Annotated in this window: 16 protein-coding genes and 1 pseudogene; 8 read left to right on the forward strand and 9 right to left on the reverse strand. The window is 65.4% G+C overall.

Translation table 11 applies throughout. The features are described 5' to 3' along the window. Positions 1–333: 333 nt before the first annotated feature. Together A8G08_RS01690 and A8G08_RS01695 are read left to right on the forward strand one after the other, a co-directional pair. On the forward strand, positions 334–1,887 hold the full coding sequence (locus A8G08_RS01690; RefSeq protein ID WP_068269364.1) for a rhodanese-like domain-containing protein: 1,554 nt from the start codon (positions 334–336) through the stop codon (positions 1,885–1,887). Next, complete coding sequence (locus tag A8G08_RS01695) at positions 1,884–3,161, forward strand: acyl-CoA dehydrogenase family protein (RefSeq protein ID WP_084435865.1); 1,278 nt, start codon at positions 1,884–1,886, stop codon at positions 3,159–3,161. The genes A8G08_RS01690 and A8G08_RS01695 overlap by 4 nt, the downstream gene beginning before the upstream one ends. Positions 3,162–3,210: 49 nt before the next feature. Here A8G08_RS01695 and A8G08_RS01700 read toward each other — a convergent pair whose 3' ends face one another. The 6 genes from A8G08_RS01700 to A8G08_RS01725 all read right to left on the reverse strand — a co-directional run bounded on the left by A8G08_RS01700 (position 3,211) and on the right by A8G08_RS01725 (position 11,972). Next, positions 3,211–4,578, reverse strand: a complete 1,368-nt coding sequence (locus tag A8G08_RS01700; RefSeq protein WP_068269368.1) for an FAD-dependent oxidoreductase — start codon at positions 4,576–4,578, stop codon at positions 3,211–3,213. Between the two features lie 104 nt (positions 4,579–4,682). Continuing rightward, complete coding sequence (locus tag A8G08_RS01705) at positions 4,683–5,174, reverse strand: DUF7700 domain-containing protein (protein WP_068269370.1); 492 nt, start codon at positions 5,172–5,174, stop codon at positions 4,683–4,685. Continuing rightward, complete coding sequence (locus tag A8G08_RS01710; protein WP_068269372.1) at positions 5,171–6,091, reverse strand: TauD/TfdA dioxygenase family protein; 921 nt, start codon at positions 6,089–6,091, stop codon at positions 5,171–5,173. Before A8G08_RS01710 ends, A8G08_RS01705 begins: the two co-directional genes overlap by 4 nt. Before the next feature lie 31 nt (positions 6,092–6,122). Beyond that, positions 6,123–7,415: an LLM class flavin-dependent oxidoreductase gene (locus A8G08_RS01715; RefSeq protein ID WP_068269374.1), complete on the reverse strand. Its 1,293-nt coding sequence runs from the start codon at positions 7,413–7,415 to the stop codon at positions 6,123–6,125. A 17-nt stretch (positions 7,416–7,432) separates the two neighbouring features. After that, on the reverse strand, positions 7,433–8,323 hold the full coding sequence (locus A8G08_RS01720) for an LLM class flavin-dependent oxidoreductase (protein WP_068269390.1): 891 nt from the start codon (positions 8,321–8,323) through the stop codon (positions 7,433–7,435). A gap of 196 nt (positions 8,324–8,519) precedes the next feature. Then, complete coding sequence (locus A8G08_RS01725; RefSeq protein ID WP_068269376.1) at positions 8,520–11,972, reverse strand: serine/threonine-protein kinase; 3,453 nt, start codon at positions 11,970–11,972, stop codon at positions 8,520–8,522. Positions 11,973–12,094: 122 nt separating this feature from the next. Between A8G08_RS01725 and A8G08_RS01730 the strand changes: the two genes are divergently transcribed. From A8G08_RS01730 to A8G08_RS28300, 5 genes and pseudogenes are all read left to right on the forward strand, one after another. Next, on the forward strand, positions 12,095–14,314 hold the full coding sequence (locus A8G08_RS01730) for a 6-phosphofructokinase (RefSeq protein WP_068269378.1): 2,220 nt from the start codon (positions 12,095–12,097) through the stop codon (positions 14,312–14,314). Between the two features lie 77 nt (positions 14,315–14,391). Then, a complete protein-coding gene (locus A8G08_RS01735; protein ID WP_068269380.1) occupies positions 14,392–15,204 on the forward strand; it encodes an SGNH/GDSL hydrolase family protein in 813 nt (270 codons plus the stop codon). Positions 15,205–15,233: 29 nt separating this feature from the next. Further along, a complete protein-coding gene (locus A8G08_RS01740) occupies positions 15,234–15,611 on the forward strand; it encodes a hypothetical protein (protein ID WP_068269382.1) in 378 nt (125 codons plus the stop codon). 58 nt (positions 15,612–15,669) lie between these two features. Continuing rightward, complete coding sequence (locus A8G08_RS28210; protein ID WP_068269384.1) at positions 15,670–16,389, forward strand: arsenate reductase/protein-tyrosine-phosphatase family protein; 720 nt, start codon at positions 15,670–15,672, stop codon at positions 16,387–16,389. A 24-nt stretch (positions 16,390–16,413) separates the two neighbouring features. Further along, a pseudogene (locus A8G08_RS28300) lies at positions 16,414–16,542 on the forward strand (VOC family protein); the annotation flags it as partial. Here A8G08_RS28300 and A8G08_RS28305 read toward each other — a convergent pair. Further along, a complete protein-coding gene (locus A8G08_RS28305) occupies positions 16,488–16,745 on the reverse strand; it encodes a hypothetical protein (RefSeq protein WP_068269386.1) in 258 nt (85 codons plus the stop codon). The pseudogene A8G08_RS28300 and the gene A8G08_RS28305 sit on opposite strands and share 55 nt — an antisense overlap. Here A8G08_RS28305 and A8G08_RS28310 point away from each other — a divergent pair. Then, a complete protein-coding gene (locus A8G08_RS28310) occupies positions 16,704–16,820 on the forward strand; it encodes a hypothetical protein (protein ID WP_342669628.1) in 117 nt (38 codons plus the stop codon). The two genes, A8G08_RS28305 and A8G08_RS28310, sit on opposite strands and share 42 nt — an antisense overlap. 6 nt (positions 16,821–16,826) lie before the next feature. Here A8G08_RS28310 and A8G08_RS01755 read toward each other — a convergent pair whose 3' ends face one another. Both A8G08_RS01755 and A8G08_RS01760 read right to left on the reverse strand, forming a co-directional pair. Beyond that, a complete protein-coding gene (locus A8G08_RS01755; RefSeq protein ID WP_068269387.1) occupies positions 16,827–17,714 on the reverse strand; it encodes an alpha/beta fold hydrolase in 888 nt (295 codons plus the stop codon). Continuing rightward, a partial coding sequence (locus tag A8G08_RS01760; RefSeq protein ID WP_157108357.1) for an AMP-binding protein occupies positions 17,711–18,917 on the reverse strand: 1,207 nt, incomplete at its 5' end. The genes A8G08_RS01760 and A8G08_RS01755, both read right to left, overlap by 4 nt.

The following is an 18,917-nucleotide window of genomic DNA, read 5'->3' on the forward strand; positions in this document are numbered from 1 at the left end:
AGCCGCCCTGGGTGAACCCGATGGCTCGAACTACTGAATTGAGAATGAGTTTCGACATGGCGTGTCCGGGCCACCTCTCCATCCGGGTGTCGCAGCCGGATCGGCATGCACCTCGACGCTAGACGTGCTCGAGTAGGGCTCCGAGAGATCCGATCAACGTGAATCGGACGCTGCCCGCGCGGATCGCGTGCCGCGGCATCGAATCAGCTTGACTGCAAACCTGTTCCGGTTTCACCGAGCGAGACAACGTGGGGGTTTGGCGCGGTCCAGCGGTGACGGCTCACTTTGCTCGGCCGACTGCGTCGTCAGCCACGAACGTCGACAAGGAACCTCATGACCGAATACGTTTCCGGGCCAGATCTGTTCGACTTGCTCGCGTCCTCCGATCGAGAGCTTGCGGTGCTCGACGTGCGCACTCCGCTCGAGCGCAGCAAGACCCATATCGCAGTGAGCGCGTCGCTCCCCTTCCACGACCTCGAGCAGCGCATCGCCACCGTGGTGCCGCATGTGCACACGTCGGTCGTGCTCGCGGGGCGGCCCGATGTCGACGGTGCCGCCGCCGAGGTACTGAAGTCGCTCGGCTACCGCGATGTTCGGGTGCTCGAGGACGGGATCGAGGGCTGGGCGCAGGCCGGTGGCCGGCTGTACACCGGCACGAATGTCCGCAGCAAAACCCTCGGCGAGTGGATCGAGCACAAATTCCATACCCCTACCGTCGACAGTGCGACCGTGGCGGATTGGATCGAGCAAGGCGAGGACGTCGTCATTCTCGACAGCCGGCCGACCGCCGAATTCGCGCACCACCACATCCCAGGCGGGCACAACACCGGCGGCGGAGCGGAGATCGCCTATCGCGCGGCTGGGGTCATCGCCACCGCCGACACGAAGGTGGTGATCAACTGCGCGGGGCGCACCCGCGGCATCGTCGGCGCCCAGTCACTGATCAACACGGGTATCACCAACCAGATCTTCTCGCTGTACAACGGAACACCGGCGTGGGAACAGTCCGGACGACCGCTGGCGTTCGGCCTGCAGAACGACTTGCGCGCCCCAACCAGCATCTCGACCGAGCTTGCAGAGTGGGTGCGAACCACATTCGACCGGGCGCAGGTACAGATCCTCGATCCGGCGGCGGTGCAGAACCGCCTGACGGATACCTCCACGACAACCTACGTCTTCGATGTACGCACTCCCGAGGAGTTCGCTGCAGGGCATTTCGACGTCAGTGTCTCGGCGCCCGGCGGACAGCTGGTGCAGCAGGTCGACAATTTCGTCGCTGTCCGGGGCGCGCACATCGTGCTGGTCGACAATGGTGACTTCGTGCGCGCCGCGAGCACCGTCCAATGGTTGCGCTATCTCCACACCGGTCCGGTGACGGTGGTCGCCTACGAACCGAATTCCGCACTGACTCGACCCCATCGAGCGCTCGAAGTGCCGGACGCGCGGTACGTGTCGTGGGCGCAGTTCGAGCTGTGGCGAGCCGGCGATACCGAACTGCGTGTCATCGACCTCCGGTCCTCAGCGGACTACGCCGCCGGACACATCCCCGGTTCCGTTCATGCACGTCGTGAGCACCTCGTGCAGGAAGCAGAGAAGGCGCCGAACGCGATCCTCGTGCTTGTCGGAAATGCCTCCTACAAACCGGAATTCGTCGCGTCGGCGGTGCCCGCCGAGGTTGCGGTACTGGATGGCGGAATCGATGCCGCCGCCGACGTCCTGACAGACGAGGACCCGCACTACGCCGGCGCGATCGCCGATCGCACGGGTCCGCCGCCGTTCGGTCCGGAGCGCGACCGCTGGTATGCCGCGTACTTCGAGTGGGAACTGGCGCTGTTGGAAAACACCGACGGTGACCCGCATTTCGATTTTGAAAAGGCCGCATCATGACCGCGGCCCCGGCAGCCTCGGGCGACACAGCATTCGAACGAGTGACACCCGAGCATTTTCTGGCGCGACTGGACGAACTCGTCGTCGACTTCCGAGCCGACGCCGCGGACCGCGACCGGGAACGGCGCTACCCCGTCGCCGAAATCGAGCAACTGCGCGGCATTGGGTTCTGGGCCCTGGACGTTCCCACCGAACGCGGTGGGCTCGGGTTCAATCGAGACACCTTGATTCAGGCGATCATCGCCGTCGCGAGCGCAGACGGCAGCCTTGGACAGTTGCCGCAGAACCACTTCGCAACCGTCGAACGATTACTGCTCGCCGAGTCGTCCGAACAGCGGGACCATTATCTGAGTGCACTCGGCGCCGGCGCCATCTTCGGCAACGCCTCTGCCGAACCGGGCGAACGTCGGCCCGGCGCATCCCATACCGCCCTGGTTGAACGCGGCGGGCGGCTTTTCCTGTCGGGTCGCAAGGTTTACGCGACCGGTTCGTTGTTCGGCGACTTCATCGCTGTGCAATCTCGCAACGAGTCGGGTGGACAAGAGACCGTCCTGGTCCGCCCGACCGACCAGGGTGTGCTCGTCCACGACGACTGGGACAGTCTCGGTCAGCGCACCACCGGCTCGGGTTCGGTCGAGTTCGACAACGTGGAAGTACAACGGCGACAGGTGCTTTCCCGATCGCCGGACCCGGCGATCACCTACCGCGGCTCGGCGCTGTCGCAGTTGATCCACGCCGCCATCGACACCGGCATCGCGGAGGGCGCACTCGTCGAGACGGTGGCACTGGCGCGCAGGGTGCATGGCGCGCGTGGTAGCGGCGCGGCGGCATTTGCCGACGACGTTCTCGGCGTTGCGCAACTTGGTGAGCTGCGGATCGCTACGACGACCGCGCGTCGACTCGTCGAATCCGCGGCGCGCCAACTCGACCGGCTCGACAACAGTTCGGCGTTGCGCGACGTGGTGGACGTGTTCTACGAGGTGATGCAGGCCAAGGTGGTCAGCACCCGGGCTGCACTTTCGGTGACCTCTGCGCTGTTCGAAGTCGGTGGATCCAGTTCCACGAAGCCGAGCCTCGGCCTGGATCGATACTGGCGCGACGCCCGCACCCATACGCTGCACGACGCAGTCCGGTGGAAGCCGTATTCGGTGGGAAAGTGGCTGCTTCAGGAGCAGGTCGCCGATGCATGGAGCCTGGCGCACCCGCTGCACTCCCTAGCCGATCTCGAGGACTTCGACGAGCGACCGATCTCGTATTACGGCAGCGCGGAGTGACGGGGCGGCGCCTGCTGCCAAAACTACAGCGGCGCCGCCTTTCCGGCATTTACCGGCGAATGCCCGCAGCGACCTGATCTGTCCGCCGCAGGTCGGCGAGGACAAGATCACGCGTGATCGCCTCGACCAACCGGGGCACGCCCGTGCGGAGGCTGGGGATATCGCCCACCGGTAGCCCGAAGCTGACGCTGGCTCCGATGCTGAAGACGTGGATGTCGCGGAGCCACGGAGCCGTTCCCGGATCGCGTTCGGTCAGCTCGTACCCGCTGCCGAGATACGGCGCGGAGCCAAGCAACTCCGACTCGAATCCCGGCGCCGGCGAATGCACATCCGACCAACGGGCAACAAGCGGTGCGATGGCGACCAGTTCCGGCCGCGTCGCGGGATCCTGCTGGTATCCGGTCCCGGCGATGACGAAGTCGAACGAACGGGTCCCGTCCGCGGCATCGACGACCACCCTGCCGTCGTGCTCGGAAACAGCGGCCCACTCGGCGGCGACGTGCAGGTGGTAGTTCGGGAATACCGCTACCCGCTCGACGGATTCGGGCGGCACGTTCGCACCGCGCGCCGCGTGCTGCCAGCGCTGCGCCCAGCGCTGCTCGTCACCTTGAAGGTGGAACACGTCCTGCACCAGTGGATTCGGCCGGACACCTCCGACCGGGGCCACGACCAGCTCCGGCCGGCGGGTGTACACGTGGACATCGGCGGCGCCGGCCTCCAGCGCAGTGGCTGCCGCGTCGTACGCCGAAGCAGCGGCGCCAAGCACTGCCACCGACTTGCCCTGCAGCGCACCGAAATCGATGTCGTCGGCGGTGTGCCTCGCAAGGTGGCGCGGCAGCCCGGACAGCACGTCGGGGACATGCGGTGCCCCGGTGCCGGAGACACCGGTGGCGAGCACAACTTTGCGGGCGTCCTCGGTCCAGGTCTTGCCGTGGGCGGCCAGGTGCAGCCGCAGCCGTCCCTCGCCGACCGGTTCGATGTCGGTCATCCGGACCCCACGGCGCACCTCGATCCCGACCTGCCGCCGGAACCACGCCAGGTATTCGATCCAGTCCGAGGTGGGGATGAGGCGGATCGCGTCGAACGCGTTGGCGCCGTGCACGCCGTCGTACCACGACCGAAACGTCAGCGCCGGATTCCCCAGCTCCGGGCCCGATATCGCCTTCGGCGTGCGCAGCGTGCGCATCCGGGCGCGGGTCTGCCAGGCGAGCTTTGATTCGTCGGCTGCCGCGTCGATCACCGTCACGTTCGTCACGCCCGCGCGGCGCAACCCGTAGGCAATCGTCACACCACTCTGTCCACCGCCGATGACCGCGACATCGTGGTCGGCTCCGTCGATCGGTGCGATGTGATTGGCTGCCCCGTAACCGAACTGGCGAGACAACTCGTCGGCGACGATCTGCTCGTGGTTGGTCATCGGGCGGTACCCGCGTCGTACTGATTCGACATGAAAGCAGTCCTCGTCGTGGTTTCGGTCGAGTGCGATGCACCGATCAGCAGGGGCTGAAACGGCGGATTCGTTCAGCTGCCCGCTACGGCCCGTTGCGGCGCGGGCAATTGCAGGGATCTGCTTCGCAAATGGGCCACCACCGGCTCGAGAATATCGTCGACATCGGCGACGTCGACCCGGGCAGCGAGGTCCGTCGCACCCGCTGCCCGCAGCAATTCCGGGAGTCTGGTGCGCAATCGGTCGACGATCCACGCGGTGAACTCGCCGTTCGCAGCCGTGTCGAACCCGATCCAGTGGTTCTGCACTCCCGGCGTGAGGTAGTGATAGTGCTCGTCGCCCGGGAAGGCGTCGAAGCGCAAGTGTTCGCGCCCGCTTTCCGCGTCGAACACGTGCAGTGTCGGACCACCCGCCCAGGGCGCGTCCTCGCCATGGGCGTAGAGGGCGCGGCCCTCCACACCGAACGTGATTGCACCCGCCGGATAGTACGTCGTGGCATCAATCACCACCGGCAGTGGATCACCGTCGTACAGCCGTCCTAGCCGTGTCGGCCGATAGTCCGTCATTCGATCGCCTCGAACGGTTCACCTTCCAGCGCCACGGACTCACGATGATCCGGTCCGACCGGCACTTCGCCGACGAGCGTGACCCGGTACAGCCGACGGTCGTCGTCGGTGGTGAGATCCCGCGGAGCGAGATGCACCGTGGATCTATTGTCCCAGAAGGCAATCGAGCCCGACTCCCACCGGAATCGCACGGTGTAATCCGGTCGCACCAGTTCTTCGTAGAACAAGTCGAGCAGCCGGCGACTCTCGTGCGGCGATACGCCGACCAGGTGACTGGTGAATCCCGGATTGACGTAGAGCGCCTTCTCGCCGGTCTCTGGGTGCACTCGCACCACCGGGTGCTCGGTGAGCAACGGCCGCTTCTCGACCCGGCGCAGGTAATCCTCGGTTGGCTTGGCGCCGGCGCCGGGACTGAACCGATGCACTGCGCGCAGTTCATCTGCCAATCGCTGCAACGGCGCGGAGAGACCCTGATACGCGGCAACTGTGTTGGACCACTGGGTATCCCCTCCGTACGGCGGCAACACCTCCGCCCGCAGGATCGATGCCGCGGGCGGGTTCACTGCCGCCGTCACATCCGCATGCCAGCCCGGGCGGTCGTACCCGGTGCTGCCCGAAACACGTGCCTTGAAGCGGTCCCGGAATATCGGATATATCGTCGGGTAATTCGGATCCGGAATCGAATCGAAAAGCGGGTGGGCGGGCGTCGCTGCTCCGAAATACCGTGCGAAGCGAAGATGCTGTTCGTGGTCGAGGACCTGATCGCGGAAGAAGACCACCTTCCACTGCAGCAGTGCCTGCCGGATAGCCGCCACCTCGTCCGCGCCGAGTTCGCCACGGAGGTCGACACCGCGAATCTCGGCGCCCGTCCAGCCGGACTGCGGGCGAATCTCGATCCGGGTTGGGGCCTGGGTCATCCTTGTCTCCTTCGAATCGGCGTGGGGGCTGTCATGCGGCGGGAACCGGCGCGCGCTCGGGCAGTTCGACGCCAAGTCGCTCACGCAGGGTCGAATCGGCATACTCGTGCCGGAACAGGCCGCGGCGGCGCAGGATCGGGACGACATGGTCGACGAAGTCGTCTAGTCCCGACGGAAACGCGTCCGGCATGAGGTTGAACCCATCCGCCGCCCCGGCCAGGAACCACTCCTCGATCGTGTCCGCGATCTGTTCGGGCGTCCCGATGACAGCACGATGTCCGCCGCTGCCATTGAGCGCTCGCAGCAATTGACGGACTGTCAGGCCGCGCTCGCGCACGAGCCCTACCACCGATTCGCGGAAGCCCAACGAGCCCTGGTAACTAGCGGCGTCGGCGGGGACCGCGAGAATCTCGTCCGCAATAGGAACATCCCAGTCGAGAGCGCGGACGTCGACGCCGAGCGTGGCGGTCAATCGGTCGGCGCCGAAATCTTCGGGCGTGTTGGCACGCAAACGCGCGTGCCGCTCGATCGCTTCCTGCTCCGTCGATCCGAGGACCGTGATCAGACCGGGAAGAATCTTCACGTCGTCGGGGTTGCGGCTCGCGCGGACAGCCGCCTCCTTGACGTCTCGGTAGTGCCGAATTCCCTCGGCAAGAGTGAGTTCGGCGGTAAACACGCCATGCGCTGTTCGGCCGGCAAGCTCACGCCCCGCCGGCGAGCCGCCGGCCTGGATGAGCGCAGGATAGCCCTGCGCCGATGGCGCGACGTCCAGCGAGCCCGTTACGTTCAGATGATTTCCGCGGAACTCGAACGGCACCCCGCTGATCGATGATTCCCATAGCCCGGTGACGACTTCGACGAACTCGGCGGCGCGCGCGTAACGGGTGTCTCGATCCGGCAACTCGCGGATTCCGAAATTCGTTGCGACCGTGGGCGAATAGGTCGTCACGATGTTCCAGGCGACGCGGCCACCGCTGGCCCGGTCCAGTGACAGGAAGCGCAAGGCGAGTTCGTAGGGATCGTTGAACGTAGTCGAGGCGGTGCCGATCAACCCAATGTGACGGGTGTTGGCCGCAACGGTCGCGAGGATCGCCGTTGGTTCGAGTGCGCGTGGCGGCTTCACCCTCGGGTTCTCCCAGAAGCCCGGGCTATCGGCGAGAAAGAAGCCGTCGAGGGTGCCACGTTCGGCGGTCTGCGCCACACGAACAAAATGCGCTGGGTCGAGGAATGCGCCCGCCGTGCCGTCGATCGTCCAAGCGCGGGGCGCGATGCCGGCGTCGAGCACGTTGACATTGAGGACGAGCTGTCGATTCGGAGAAGACATTAAGGGTTTCGTCCTCCTCAGGAGACGGGAAAGAGGCTGCGGCGCGGGCCGTGGAACGCGGGGAGGGAGGGCGGGAGACCCAGACGATTCCGCAGTGTTGCGCGATCCGACCGCCGATTGCCTTCCGCACGCGCGATGGCGTTCTCTAGCTCCGCCACTCCACGAATCCGGACGATCGTGCCGACGAAACGATTCGGCGCTGTGTTCGGCCATGAACCCGACCACTCCACGGCATCGAGAATTGGCGTCGCTTCATCAATCGGCACGTGTTGCGAGCGAGCGACAACGACATCTGCCACTCTCCTCGCCGCAGCGAATTCCACATCCGAATGCGCCTGCCAGAAGATCGGCGGCTTTCCTTGGGGCGGCTCCGGAACATTGAGCGGACCCGAGACGGCGAATACGCCGTCATGATCGATGAAGGTGATGTGCTCGGATTCGACGAAAACCCCGCGATCCGTATCGGCGACGACGCTTTCGGCAGGAAAGCTCTCCCACAACTTCCGGGCCACCTCGACGGCATCGGCCGGCAGGGTGTAATCCGGCTCCAGTTCTTTCGTCGCCGGTCGCGCGCCGACGAGCCACCCCACTCGCCCATGGGTGAGGTGATCGAGCGACGCGAGCCGACGCGCAAGGTTGTACGGATGATGCAAAGCGGGATTGGCCGCGATCACGAAACCGACGTTCTCCGACGCTGCCGCCAGCACCGCAGCGGCGACACTCGCGTCGAATTCCGTCGACGCGGGGTGTTCGGGATGCAGCGTGTCGCCGCCAAGTACCACGACGTCGATACCCGATTCATCGAGTAACCGCGCCAGCGCATCTGGCGAGAACGGCGCGGCGGGGCCGAACAGTGAGGCAACCACCGCGCTGTCCAGGTCGATCCCGAATACTGGCTGGTTAACCATGAATTCGTCCTGTTCCCTATCGATATCGCGCTCGACCACCACTGAGCACACACCCGATCCGCGTCGATCGACGCGGATCGAGGTTCGCAGAACGCGAGCCGAACAAACACGGTTATGCTCGCGGTGCTTCTAAGAACGGCCGGGTGTGTTCAGCGCTCGCAGAACGAAACGAGTAACGCGAGCCACCAAGCGCCGGTCAGCGTTCGCTTCGCAGCGCAGTGTCGAGCCGGTCGATGAAATCGGCCGGAATCGCGGACCACGCTCCCACTCTGTGGTCGCCGATAAGTTCGGCGAGGGTTGCCACCACGTACGGTCCGCCATCGATCGGGAAGCGTAGGGCGCCGATCTTTGCACACCGCGCAAGCACGTTGGCCAGCACGAGTTTTGCCTCGTCGTCGCGCCCTGCCGCCGACAAGCAGGCCACCAGAAGCCGCTGCGACAGCAGTTGCCCCCGTGGCAGCCTTCGCGGTGCGAGCTGATCGACCCACTGCTGTGCCCACCGGCATGCCAGGCGCGTGGAATCCGGATCGTGTTCGGCGAGCAGTCGACGGATCGCTGTGGCCTCTTCGGCCTGCACGGTCAACACGTCAACCTCATCGACGGGCTCGCGACGTGCATCGAAAGCTGTGTTCTGGGGCGCATAATCCGGATTCGGAGGCATCCCCAGGCGGAGACGCTCGTTCTCGACAAGTGCCCGCAACCGGGGCAGCGACAACTCGCGGGCAACCCGGGCGCCGTCGTCGAGCCGCTGCATCGCTGCCCCTCGATCGCCGTGCATCAGCTTGATCCGAGCCCCGGTCACGAAACGGGCGATCTTGTCTTCGACCGTCCCGGTTTCCGGGCCGAGCCGATAGCCCTCGTCGAGCAGCCGCTCCGCCTCGACCAGATCACCGCGTTCATAGACGAGCTCGCCGAGCAACACACTCGCCAGTCGAGCAGTGAAGGCATGTGTGGAGCCGGATCTACGGGCGATCCGCAAGGCCTCGCGGTAACACGATTCGGATTCGTCGAGTTCGAGTTGCATCCATGCGGCGAGGCCGTTGATGCACAACCCGTACACCTGACTGTGTGTGCCCGCACTTCTCCGGAAGTGCGGCGATGCCAGCGCCTGCAGCCGATGCACCTCGTCCAGGTCGCCCCGGTATGTCGCAGCCAGGGATGCGGTATTGGCTGCGACGCAAATGACCAAGGGAGGCATCCGTTCCGGTTGAGCGAGGGCGGGTGCGAGCAGGTGGTCGACATCACCGACCCGATCCTCGCGACGGAGGATCACGGCACGGACGACGTCTGCCTCAATGCGTAGATCCGCAATCTGATCAGCAGTTGCATCGGTATCGCCAAGCGTCGATTCGAAAATGCCCAGCGCATGTTTGGTGCCCTCGGGACGGTGCAGCATCACGGTGGCCCACGCCAGGGCCAGTTGGATTTTCGGGCGCGTCTGCGCGGACGCCGGGAGTTTGCCGATCAAACCGATCAGGGTCGCCATCTGAAACTGCTCGAGCAATGCGCGGCCGTCGTCCTCGACGATTCGTACCGCTTCCTCTTCGTCGCCGGCGGCAAGCGCTTGATCGACCGCCTCACCCACCATCCGATGCTCCGCGAACCACCTTGCGGCCACACGGCGCAATTCGACGATTCGCTCGGGGTTCGACCGGGCGAGGCGGTGCCGGAGGAACTCCGCGAACAAATGGTGATAGGCGAACCATTGCTCATCGACCCGGTGGAGGAACAGGTCCGCCAGTTCGACCTGCTCGAGCATGGCCTGCCCATCCGCCACTCCCGACAGCGCAGCTGCCAGCTCACCCGAGATCCGTTCCGTGATAGACGTTTTCAAGAGAAAGTCCCGCGTACTCGCGTCAAGCCCGTCGAGCACGTTCTCTGCAAGAAACTCGCCGATCGCATGATGCCGACCCGTCATCGTCTCGATGAGCCGTGCCGGATTCTGCGCGCCGCGCAGCGAGAGCGCCGCCAACTGCATGGCCGCGACCCATCCGTCGGTCTTCGCGGACAATTCTTCGACATCTCCCCTGTCGAGATCGACGCCACAGAGTTCCATGAAACGTTGCGACTCGACCGAGTCGAAACGCAAAGCTGCCGTATCGATTTCGGCGACCTCATCCATCATCCGGAGGCGACTCAAGGGGAGCCCGCTCGGATTTCGTCCCGTCACCAGCAGCCGCAGTCCAGAACAAAGATTGTCCAGCAGATAGCGCATCGCGCCGATCGTCGCGTCGGAGGTGACCAGGTGCCAGTCGTCCACCACCAGTGTCATCCGCGTCCCGCTGCGATGAACCGCATTGATCAACGCGGACAACACATACGGCTGCGCGTCTTCGCCATGCTCCTCGAGCATCGCCATCAGTTCGGCGGCAAGCGGTCGGCTCACGGAGCGGATCGCCTCCGTCAGGTGCGACAGGAACCACACCACATTGTTGTCGTCGGTGCCGACGGTCAGCCATGCCACCGAGACTCCCTCGGCTCGCAGTGTCTCGCACCACTGCGCGGCGAGCGTGCTCTTGCCGAATCCGGTGGGGCCGTGGATCACCGTGAGTTTGCGATCCTGACCCGTACGCAGCACATCGATAAGCCGAGACCTCGCGACCATCTCTCGCGACGACACTGGAGGGAGGAAGCGGGTCGCCGGCACGGGCGGCGGCGTCGACTTCGCGGACGCGTACCCCGCCGTCAGATATCCCGTCCGAAGTTCACTGGGTGAGAACGTCGGCATCACAGGAATCTCAGTGGGCGCGATGGGGACTGCCATCTCATCGACCGGAATGCCGTGCACGCGCTGCAACTCCCGCAACTGCTCACCGAATGCTGCAGCCGATTCCGGCCGCGTACCCAGGTCTCGCGACATCGCCTGCTCCAGCACCTCGGCCACGTCCGCGGGAAGACCCGACTCGCTCAGATCCGGCATCGGATGCCGGGTAATCCGCAGAAATTGAGCCACCATCTGCTCGCCCTCGAGCCGCTCGAACACGGCGTGACCCGTCGCGGCGCTGAACAGCGTCGATGCGAGACCGTAGACATCCGAGGCCGCGCCCGGTGACTCGCCGCGCAACACCTCCGGCGCTGTGTAGGCTGGCGAACCGGTCACTGCACCGTCGGTGGTCTCGAACCCGCCGGCCACCCGCGCGATCCCGAAATCGGTCAGCTGCGGCTCGCCGTATTCGTCGAGCAGAATGTTGCCCGGTTTGATGTCGCGGTGCAGCATGCCGCGCCCGTGCGCGGTCTCCAGGGCACCGGCCAGTTTGATCCCCACATGCAGCGCGTCTTCCCACCCGATCGGCCCACCGTGCCGGACCTGCGCCTCCAACGATCCATGCGGGTGGAACTGCATCACGATGTAGGGACGGCCGCTCGGCGTGGCGCCGACCTGGAAGATATTGACGATGTGTGGGTGGCCCGACAAAGCCCCCATCGCCATCTGTTCGCGAACGAAACGGTCGAGGTTGTCCGACCCGAGATCGGCCACCAGCACCTTCACCGCGACCGTGCGCGCGAGCTCGCGCTGCACGCAGCGATAGACGACCCCGAAACCACCGCGGCCGATCTCCTCGGCGTTCGCGAAACCCGCCGCCGACAGCTCATCCACGACACTGCGGTATTCATCCCGCTGCGTCGTTAGTGGATCACTGTCGACCATCGCTCGCCTCGAAGATTCACGCCGCCACGACCGGTGTACCGAGCATATCTCCGCTGTTCACGGTGATCCGGCGTTGACTGAAAACGTGCTGAACGCACGCCTGAAGAAAATAGGATGGCGTCATGCGCGAGACCGGATCCGCTCCGGCCAGTATCGGGGTACTCACCAGCGGTGGCGACGCTCCGGGGATGAACCCGGCCGTACGGGCCGTTGCCCGAACGGCCCTGCACTACGGCATCGACGTTTACGCCATTCACGAGGGATATCACGGCCTGGTCGAGGGCGGCGATCTCATCCAGCGGATGGAACCGGGTGACGCCGAGGACATCTTGCACCAGGGTGGCACCGCGATCGGCACCGCCAGATCGAAGGAATTCAGAACGCGCGACGGCCGTCAATCGGCCGCGCGCAACATGATCGAGCGCGGCATCGACGCGCTCATTGTCATCGGTGGCGACGGCAGTCTCATCGGCGCAAACGTGTTCCGCCAAGAATGGTCCGACCTACTCGCCGAACTCGTGAGCAGCGGAGAGATTGCGGCTGACGTCGCCGCGGAGCATCCCCGCCTGCGACTGGTCGGTCTTGTGGGTTCCATCGACAACGACATGTCGGGCACCGACATGACCATCGGCGCCGACACTGCGCTGCACCGGATCGTCGAGGCGATGGACGCCCTGCGGAGCACCGCATCCAGCCACCAGCGCACGTTCGTCGTCGAGGTGATGGGACGACATTGCGGATACCTCGCACTGATGGCTTCCCTGGCCACTGCCGCGAACTGGCTGCTGATCCCGGAGCAACCGCCGCCCGACAACTGGGCCGAACTGATGTGCCGGGACATTGGACAGGGCCGAGCCATCGGCCGGCGGCAAAGCGTGGTGATTGTCGCCGAGGGCGCGCGGGATCGCAGCGGCAACGCGATCACCGCTGACCACATCAGGACGATTCTGGAGAACGAGCTCGGCGAGGACGCCCGCATCACGATTCTTGGACACGTGCAGCGCGGCGGAGCGCCGAGCGCCTTCGACAGGTACCTCGCGACCCTGCTCGCCCATGCCGCCGTCGAACGACTCCTCGACGACGAGCCGGACAGGCCCGCCGAACTGATCGGGCTGAACGGCAATCGGGTGATCAGGTCGCCGCTGATGGAATGTGTCGAACGAACCCAGGCGGTCGCCGACCGCATCGAGGCGCAGGATTTCGATGGCGCAATGTTGTTGCGTGGTGGCAATTTTCGGGAGTCATACCAGATACTGCGGACCATCCAGCAAGCTGCGCCCAAGCCCACCCCCGCGGGCCGCAAACGTTACCGGTTCGCCGTGGTGCACGCTGGCGGGCTCGCCCCGGGAATGAACAACGCCGTCCGCGCCGCCGTCCGGCTCGGATTGGATCGAGGCCACACCGTGCTCGCAGTGCACAACGGATTCCGCGGGCTACGTGACGGCGACATCCAGGAGTTGGGCTGGATGGATGTCAGTGGCTGGGTTTCCTACGGCGGCGCCGAGATCGGGACCAACCGATACGTACCCACCGGAGACGCGATTGCACAGATCGCCAAACAGATTGCCGCGCACCGCATCAACGGTCTGATCATGGCCGGCGGCTGGGCGGGCTATCAGGCCGCACACGAGCTGCACCGAAATCGTGACCGATACGCCGACCTTGACATCCCCATCGTCTGCATGCCGATGACGATCAACAACGACGTCCCGGCAAGCGAACTGAGTATCGGCAGCGACACCGCGCTGAACAGCATCATGGCCGACGTCGACAAGATCCGGCAGTCGGCGGTCGCTTCCCGCCGCGTGTTCGTGGTCGAGGTGATGGGCCGCGACTGCGGCTACCTGGCATTGCTGAGCGGCTTGACCACCGGAGCCGAACGCATCTACTTGCCCGAGGAGGGCGTCACACTCGACGACCTGACCGCCGACGTCCACGCCCTCGCCGAGGGCTTCCACTCCGGCAAGCGGCTCGGCCTGATCATCCGCAACGAGAATGCCGATCCGATCTACACCACCGGATTCATCACGTCGTTGCTCGACAAGGAGGGCGGCGATCTGTTCGACGCCCGGCAGGCGATCCTCGGTCACCTCCAGGAGGGCGGCGACCCATCCGCGTTCGACCGGATACATGCCACCAAGTTGACCGCCCGCTGCGTGGAATTCCTGTCCGAGCAATTCGAATCCGGTGGCCGAGCCTCGGCAATGATCGGATACCAGTCCGGACGGCTCCAGTTCACGGACCTGACCTCCTATCCGACCTTGATCGAAAACGACGTCCAGCGTCCCGTGGAGCAGCGCTGGATGGAGCGCCGCAATCTCGAAAGGATCATGCGCGGCTGATTCGAGGCCGTCGCGAACGCCGAGCGGGACCTGCCATCTGGTGGCGCACCGGGCCGCAGTGTGACTACGGTCACACTATGCGCAGCCTTCGGGCATTGTCGCCCGCTCTCCTCCTCGTGCCCCTCCTTGTCGTCGCCGGTGGGACCATCGCGTCGCCCACCGCCAGCGCCGCGCCACCGAACACCGTGGTGTACGACGCGCTCGGTGACTCGTACGCGTCCGGTTTCGGCGTGCCGCCCTACGACGGCCCCTGCGGTCGCTCGGCATCGGCCTACCCCGAACAGCTCAACGGCCGGCAGCAGATCAGACTCGACAACTTCGTCGCGTGCGCCGGCGCCACCACAACCTCGCTGGTGACGGGCGGGCAACTCAACGCCCTCAACGCCGACACCGAACTCGTCACGCTCACCATCGGCGGCAACGACATCGGCTGGTCGGAGGCGGTCGGCGCCTGCCTCGGTGGCAACGACCTACAGTGCGCCGGCGCCATCGCCGTCGCCGTCGGCCGCATCACCACGGAACTGCCTGGCAAGCTCCGCACCGTCTACGACCAGGTCGCGGTGGCGGCGCCGAACGCGCACGTGGCGGTGACCGGCTATCCGCGGCTCTTCTCCCCGGAGTTCGGCCCCTACCTCGGGGCGTCCAGGGCCGAGCAGGACGCTCTCAACGCCGGCGCCGACGTACTCAACATCACGATCGCGGCAGCAACGGAACGGAATCGCTTCCAGTTCGTCGAGGTCGGGCCGCGGTTCGACGGACACGGCGTCAACGCGCCGGACGCCTGGATTCTCCCGCCGACGGATCCGGCTCGCTTCCACCCGAACATCAACGGCTACAAGGCCTACACGGCGGCCGTCAACTCGGCACTTGGCCCGGTCGGGCTGGGCTAACGGCATTCACTCCGACCTAGAATGAGGCCATGAGCGTCAAGGTTGATCTGGACCAGTTGGCCGACACGCTGGCCGACTTCGCGTTCGCATATCTGGTCACGGTCGGCGACGACTTCCGTGCCCATACCGTCGCGGTGGAACCGGTGCTCGCCGACGGCATTCTCGACGTCGGCGGAATGGGACGAACGACGCACGCCAACGTAACCAGCCACGGCGACGTCACGGTCATCTGGCCGCCCCGCGAACCCGGGGGCTACACGCTGATCGTCGACGGGACTGCCCGTCCCAACGACGACACCTTGCAGGTCGTGCCCACGCGCGCGGTGCTGCACCGCAAGGCCACGCCGGATTCGCCTTCGACGAACCCGAACTGTCTGCACGACTGCGTGCCGATCGAACAGTCCTGAACATGGAATACATCAAACTATTTTGATGCATCAACGCCATTTGATGTAAAATAGGCTCATGGCTGGCGACCCAGTGCCGATGTTGATGCGGATGGCCGCGCATCCGCTGCGGTGGGCGCTATTGACCGAGCTGGCGCGCAGTGACCGCCGGGTGCGGGAGCTGGTAGCCGCGGTTGGCGAGCCGCAGAATCTCGTTTCCTACCATCTGCGGCTGCTGCGCTCGTCCGGCCTCGTTGACATGCGACGCAGCAATTTCGACGGTCGCGACAGCTACTACCACCTCGATCTGATGCGCTGCGCCACCGCATTCGGCAATGCCGCCGCCGCGCTGCATCCCGCGCTGACCGCCGCACAGCACAAGTGGCCGGCAGGCAAGTCGGTGCTGTTTCTCTGCACGGGAAACAGCGCCCGCTCCCCGATCGCCGAGGCACTGCTGCACCACCGCAGCGACGGCCGGGTCCACGTGGCCAGTGCCGGTAGTCGCCCCAAACCCTCGATGCACCCGAACACAGCCCGGGTGCTGCGTGAGGATTACGGCATCGACCTCGGAGGCCGACAGCCGAAGTCGATAGACGCGTTGGACAGACGGCGCTTCGATCTCGTGATCACGTTGTGCGACAAGGTCCGCGAATTCCCGCGCGGCTACGGATCGGCAGCCCTGACCCACTGGAGCCTTCCCGACCCGTCCACCGCAGCGGAGACCGATCGTGCGACCTACCCGGAATTTCGCCGTGTCGCAAAGGAAATCGACACACGAATCGGTTTCCTGACGCTGTAGATCCGAACGGGAAGGAGATTGATCATGACCACGACCGCACCCAACGAACTCGCTCGCGTCCGATATCTGGTCGACGACGTAAGCGCTGCTGTCGACTTCTATACGACCCACCTGAACTTCACGGTGGACTTCGACGCTTCGCCCGCCTTCGCCGCAGTGGTACGCGATCGACTCCAGCTGTTGTTGTCCGGACCGAAGAGCTCCGCGGGGCGTCCCATGCCAGACGGCGACGTCCCCTCCCCGGCGGCTGGAACCGGCTGCAACTCGTCGTCGACGACATCGCCGCCGACGTCGAACGGCTCCGCTCGGGCGGTGTGGAGTTCCGCAACGACATCATCAGTGGCCCTGGCGGACAACAGGTCTTGCTCCGCGACCCAGCGGGCAACTTCGTCGAACTATTCCAGCCCGCGGCCGAACCTCCGACGCGTTAGCCGGACTCAGTTATCGGATTGCTCGGTCAGCGCCCCGATTTCTGCGATTAACTCCGGCCAGAGTGCCGGTGGGAGATCGTGGCCCATGCCCGGGTACGTGACCAATCGCGCGCCGGCGATCGCCGCAGCGGTGGCCTGACCTCCGTCGAGTCCGACGAGTGGATCGTCCTCGCCGTGCAGGACGAGGGCCGGTATCCGCACGGACGCAAGCGCGGCGGTGCGATCGCCCGAGGCATATATCGCGGCCAAGTGCCGTACCGCCGACAGCGGGTCGTGGGCCCGGTCATAGGACCGTCGAGCAAGGTCTGCGAGCTCCTCCTCGTTGGCGGGGTACCCCGGCGACCCGATGGCCCGGTACACCGCCAGCGTTCTCTGCACCGCCTCGTCCCGATTGCCCGCTGGCGGCAGCATGAGCGCAGCCGATGCCTCCGGTGTGGCGCGCCCGACGCGCGTTCCGGGTGTGGACATGATCGAGGTTAGGCTGCGGACCCGTTCCGGATGCCGGATCGCGACGGTTTGGGCGATCATCCCGCCCATCGACACTCCGACGACGTGCGCCCGTTCGATCTCGAGGACGTCGAGCAATCCGACTGTGTCGTCGGCCATGTCCTCCAACGTGTATGTGGCACTGGAGGTGTCACCGGCGGCCACAGCACGGAGATTCGGCACCGGAGCCTGGTCGTGGTGCGTGGACAGTCCCACATCACGGTTGTCGAACCGGATGACGTAGCGACCCTCGGCGACGAGAAGCTGGCAGAATTCCTCGCGCCAGGCCAGCATCTGCGTCGCGAGGCCCATGATCAGGAGAACCGGTGTGTCGTCGGGTGATCCGAACGTCTCGTAAGCGATTTCGACATCGCCAACCTTGGCAGTGTTGACGACTCCCCCGCTCAATTGGCCAACCCCGCGTCCTTGCTCCCGTACGACTTGCGAAGCTCGTGCTTGAGGACCTTGCCGCTCGCATTGCGCGGCAATTCGTCGACGATCACGAGATCCTTCGGATGCTTGAACCGGGCGAGGTTCTCGTTGAGGTGGGCCTCTAGGTCGACGATGGTCAGGTTGTCGACGCCATCGACAAGAGCGACAACAGCCACCGGCACCTCGCCCCACTTCTCGTGTGCGCGACCGATTACCGCGGCCTCGGAGATGTCGGGATGCCCGAACAGGACGTTCTCGACTTCGGCGCAGTAGATGTTCTCGCCGCCGGAGATGATCATGTCCTTCGCACGGTCGACGACGTAGAGGAATCCCTCGTCGTCCTGGCGAACCAGGTCACCGGAATGGAACCAGCCGCCGCGGAACGCGTCCGCGGTGCCCTCCGGGTTCTGCCAGTAGCCCTTCATCAAATTCGGCCCGCGGTAGACGATTTCGCCAACCTCGCCGGGCTTCACGTCGTTCATCATCGGGTCGACGATGCGGGCAGTCACGGCAGGCACGACCTTGCCGACGGAACCTATCTTGCGCAGCGCATCCTTGCCCTCGAGGATGCACGTGACCGGGGACATCTCGGTCTGACCGAACGCCGTCACGTTGGGCGCCTGCGGGAAGGTCTCGTTCATCGCATTGAGCACCGTGTCCGAGGCAGGAGCGGCTCCCCAGCTGATGTTCTTGAGCTTGAGATTGCGCGGCTTGGCCTTCTGCGCTGCGCACACCGCCTGCCATTGGACGGGCACCATGAACACCGAGGTTGTGCCCTCGCGTTCCAAGGTGTCGAGCATGTCCTCCGGATCGAACGCGCCGAGCTGATGAACAACGGCCTCGAGACCGGCGGCGGAGAACCCGTAGGGGAACGTGCGGTCCTCGAGGCCCGGAATGTAGGACGTGCCGCCGGAGGTCTGGATGACCGGGCAGGCCATGAGATCGGCCAGTTCCTTGACGGTCGCCTGTGCTCGTGAGGTGTGCACACCGTGGCCGACGATCAGGACCGGCTGCTTGGCGGCGCGAATGAGGTCGGCGGCCTCGGTGACCTTGTCCTGGCCGGCAGTCTGGCCGACGAGGCGGTAGCGCTCGGGCGGCAGGACAGGCGGAACGTCGAGTTCCTCCTGGATCACGTGCGACGGGTACTCGATGTACACCGGCCCGGGCGTGCCGGACAGC

Origin of the sequence: Aldersonia kunmingensis (genome assembly GCF_001646865.1) — a bacterium.
Lineage (GTDB): Bacteria > Actinomycetota > Actinomycetes > Mycobacteriales > Mycobacteriaceae > Aldersonia > Aldersonia kunmingensis.

Bases quoted from the DNA above. Each gene is read 5' to 3' on its own strand.
- A8G08_RS01700 (WP_068269368.1), bottom strand. From the start codon at position 4,578: ATGACCAACCACGAGCAGATCGTCGCCGACGAGTTGTCTCGCCAGTTC.
- A8G08_RS01730 (WP_068269378.1), top strand. From the start codon at position 12,095: ATGCGCGAGACCGGATCCGCTCCGGCCAGTATCGGGGTACTCACCAGC.
- A8G08_RS01725 (WP_068269376.1), bottom strand. From the start codon at position 11,972: ATGGTCGACAGTGATCCACTAACGACGCAGCGGGATGAATACCGCAGT.
- A8G08_RS01710 (WP_068269372.1), bottom strand. From the start codon at position 6,091: ATGACCCAGGCCCCAACCCGGATCGAGATTCGCCCGCAGTCCGGCTGG.
- A8G08_RS01740 (WP_068269382.1), top strand. From the start codon at position 15,234: ATGAGCGTCAAGGTTGATCTGGACCAGTTGGCCGACACGCTGGCCGAC.
- A8G08_RS01690 (WP_068269364.1), top strand. From the start codon at position 334: ATGACCGAATACGTTTCCGGGCCAGATCTGTTCGACTTGCTCGCGTCC.
- A8G08_RS01735 (WP_068269380.1), top strand. From the start codon at position 14,392: ATGCGCAGCCTTCGGGCATTGTCGCCCGCTCTCCTCCTCGTGCCCCTC.
- A8G08_RS01720 (WP_068269390.1), bottom strand. From the start codon at position 8,323: ATGGTTAACCAGCCAGTATTCGGGATCGACCTGGACAGCGCGGTGGTT.
- A8G08_RS01695 (WP_084435865.1), top strand. From the start codon at position 1,884: ATGACCGCGGCCCCGGCAGCCTCGGGCGACACAGCATTCGAACGAGTG.
- A8G08_RS01705 (WP_068269370.1), bottom strand. From the start codon at position 5,174: ATGACGGACTATCGGCCGACACGGCTAGGACGGCTGTACGACGGTGAT.
- A8G08_RS28210 (WP_068269384.1), top strand. From the start codon at position 15,670: ATGGCTGGCGACCCAGTGCCGATGTTGATGCGGATGGCCGCGCATCCG.
- A8G08_RS01715 (WP_068269374.1), bottom strand. From the start codon at position 7,415: ATGTCTTCTCCGAATCGACAGCTCGTCCTCAATGTCAACGTGCTCGAC.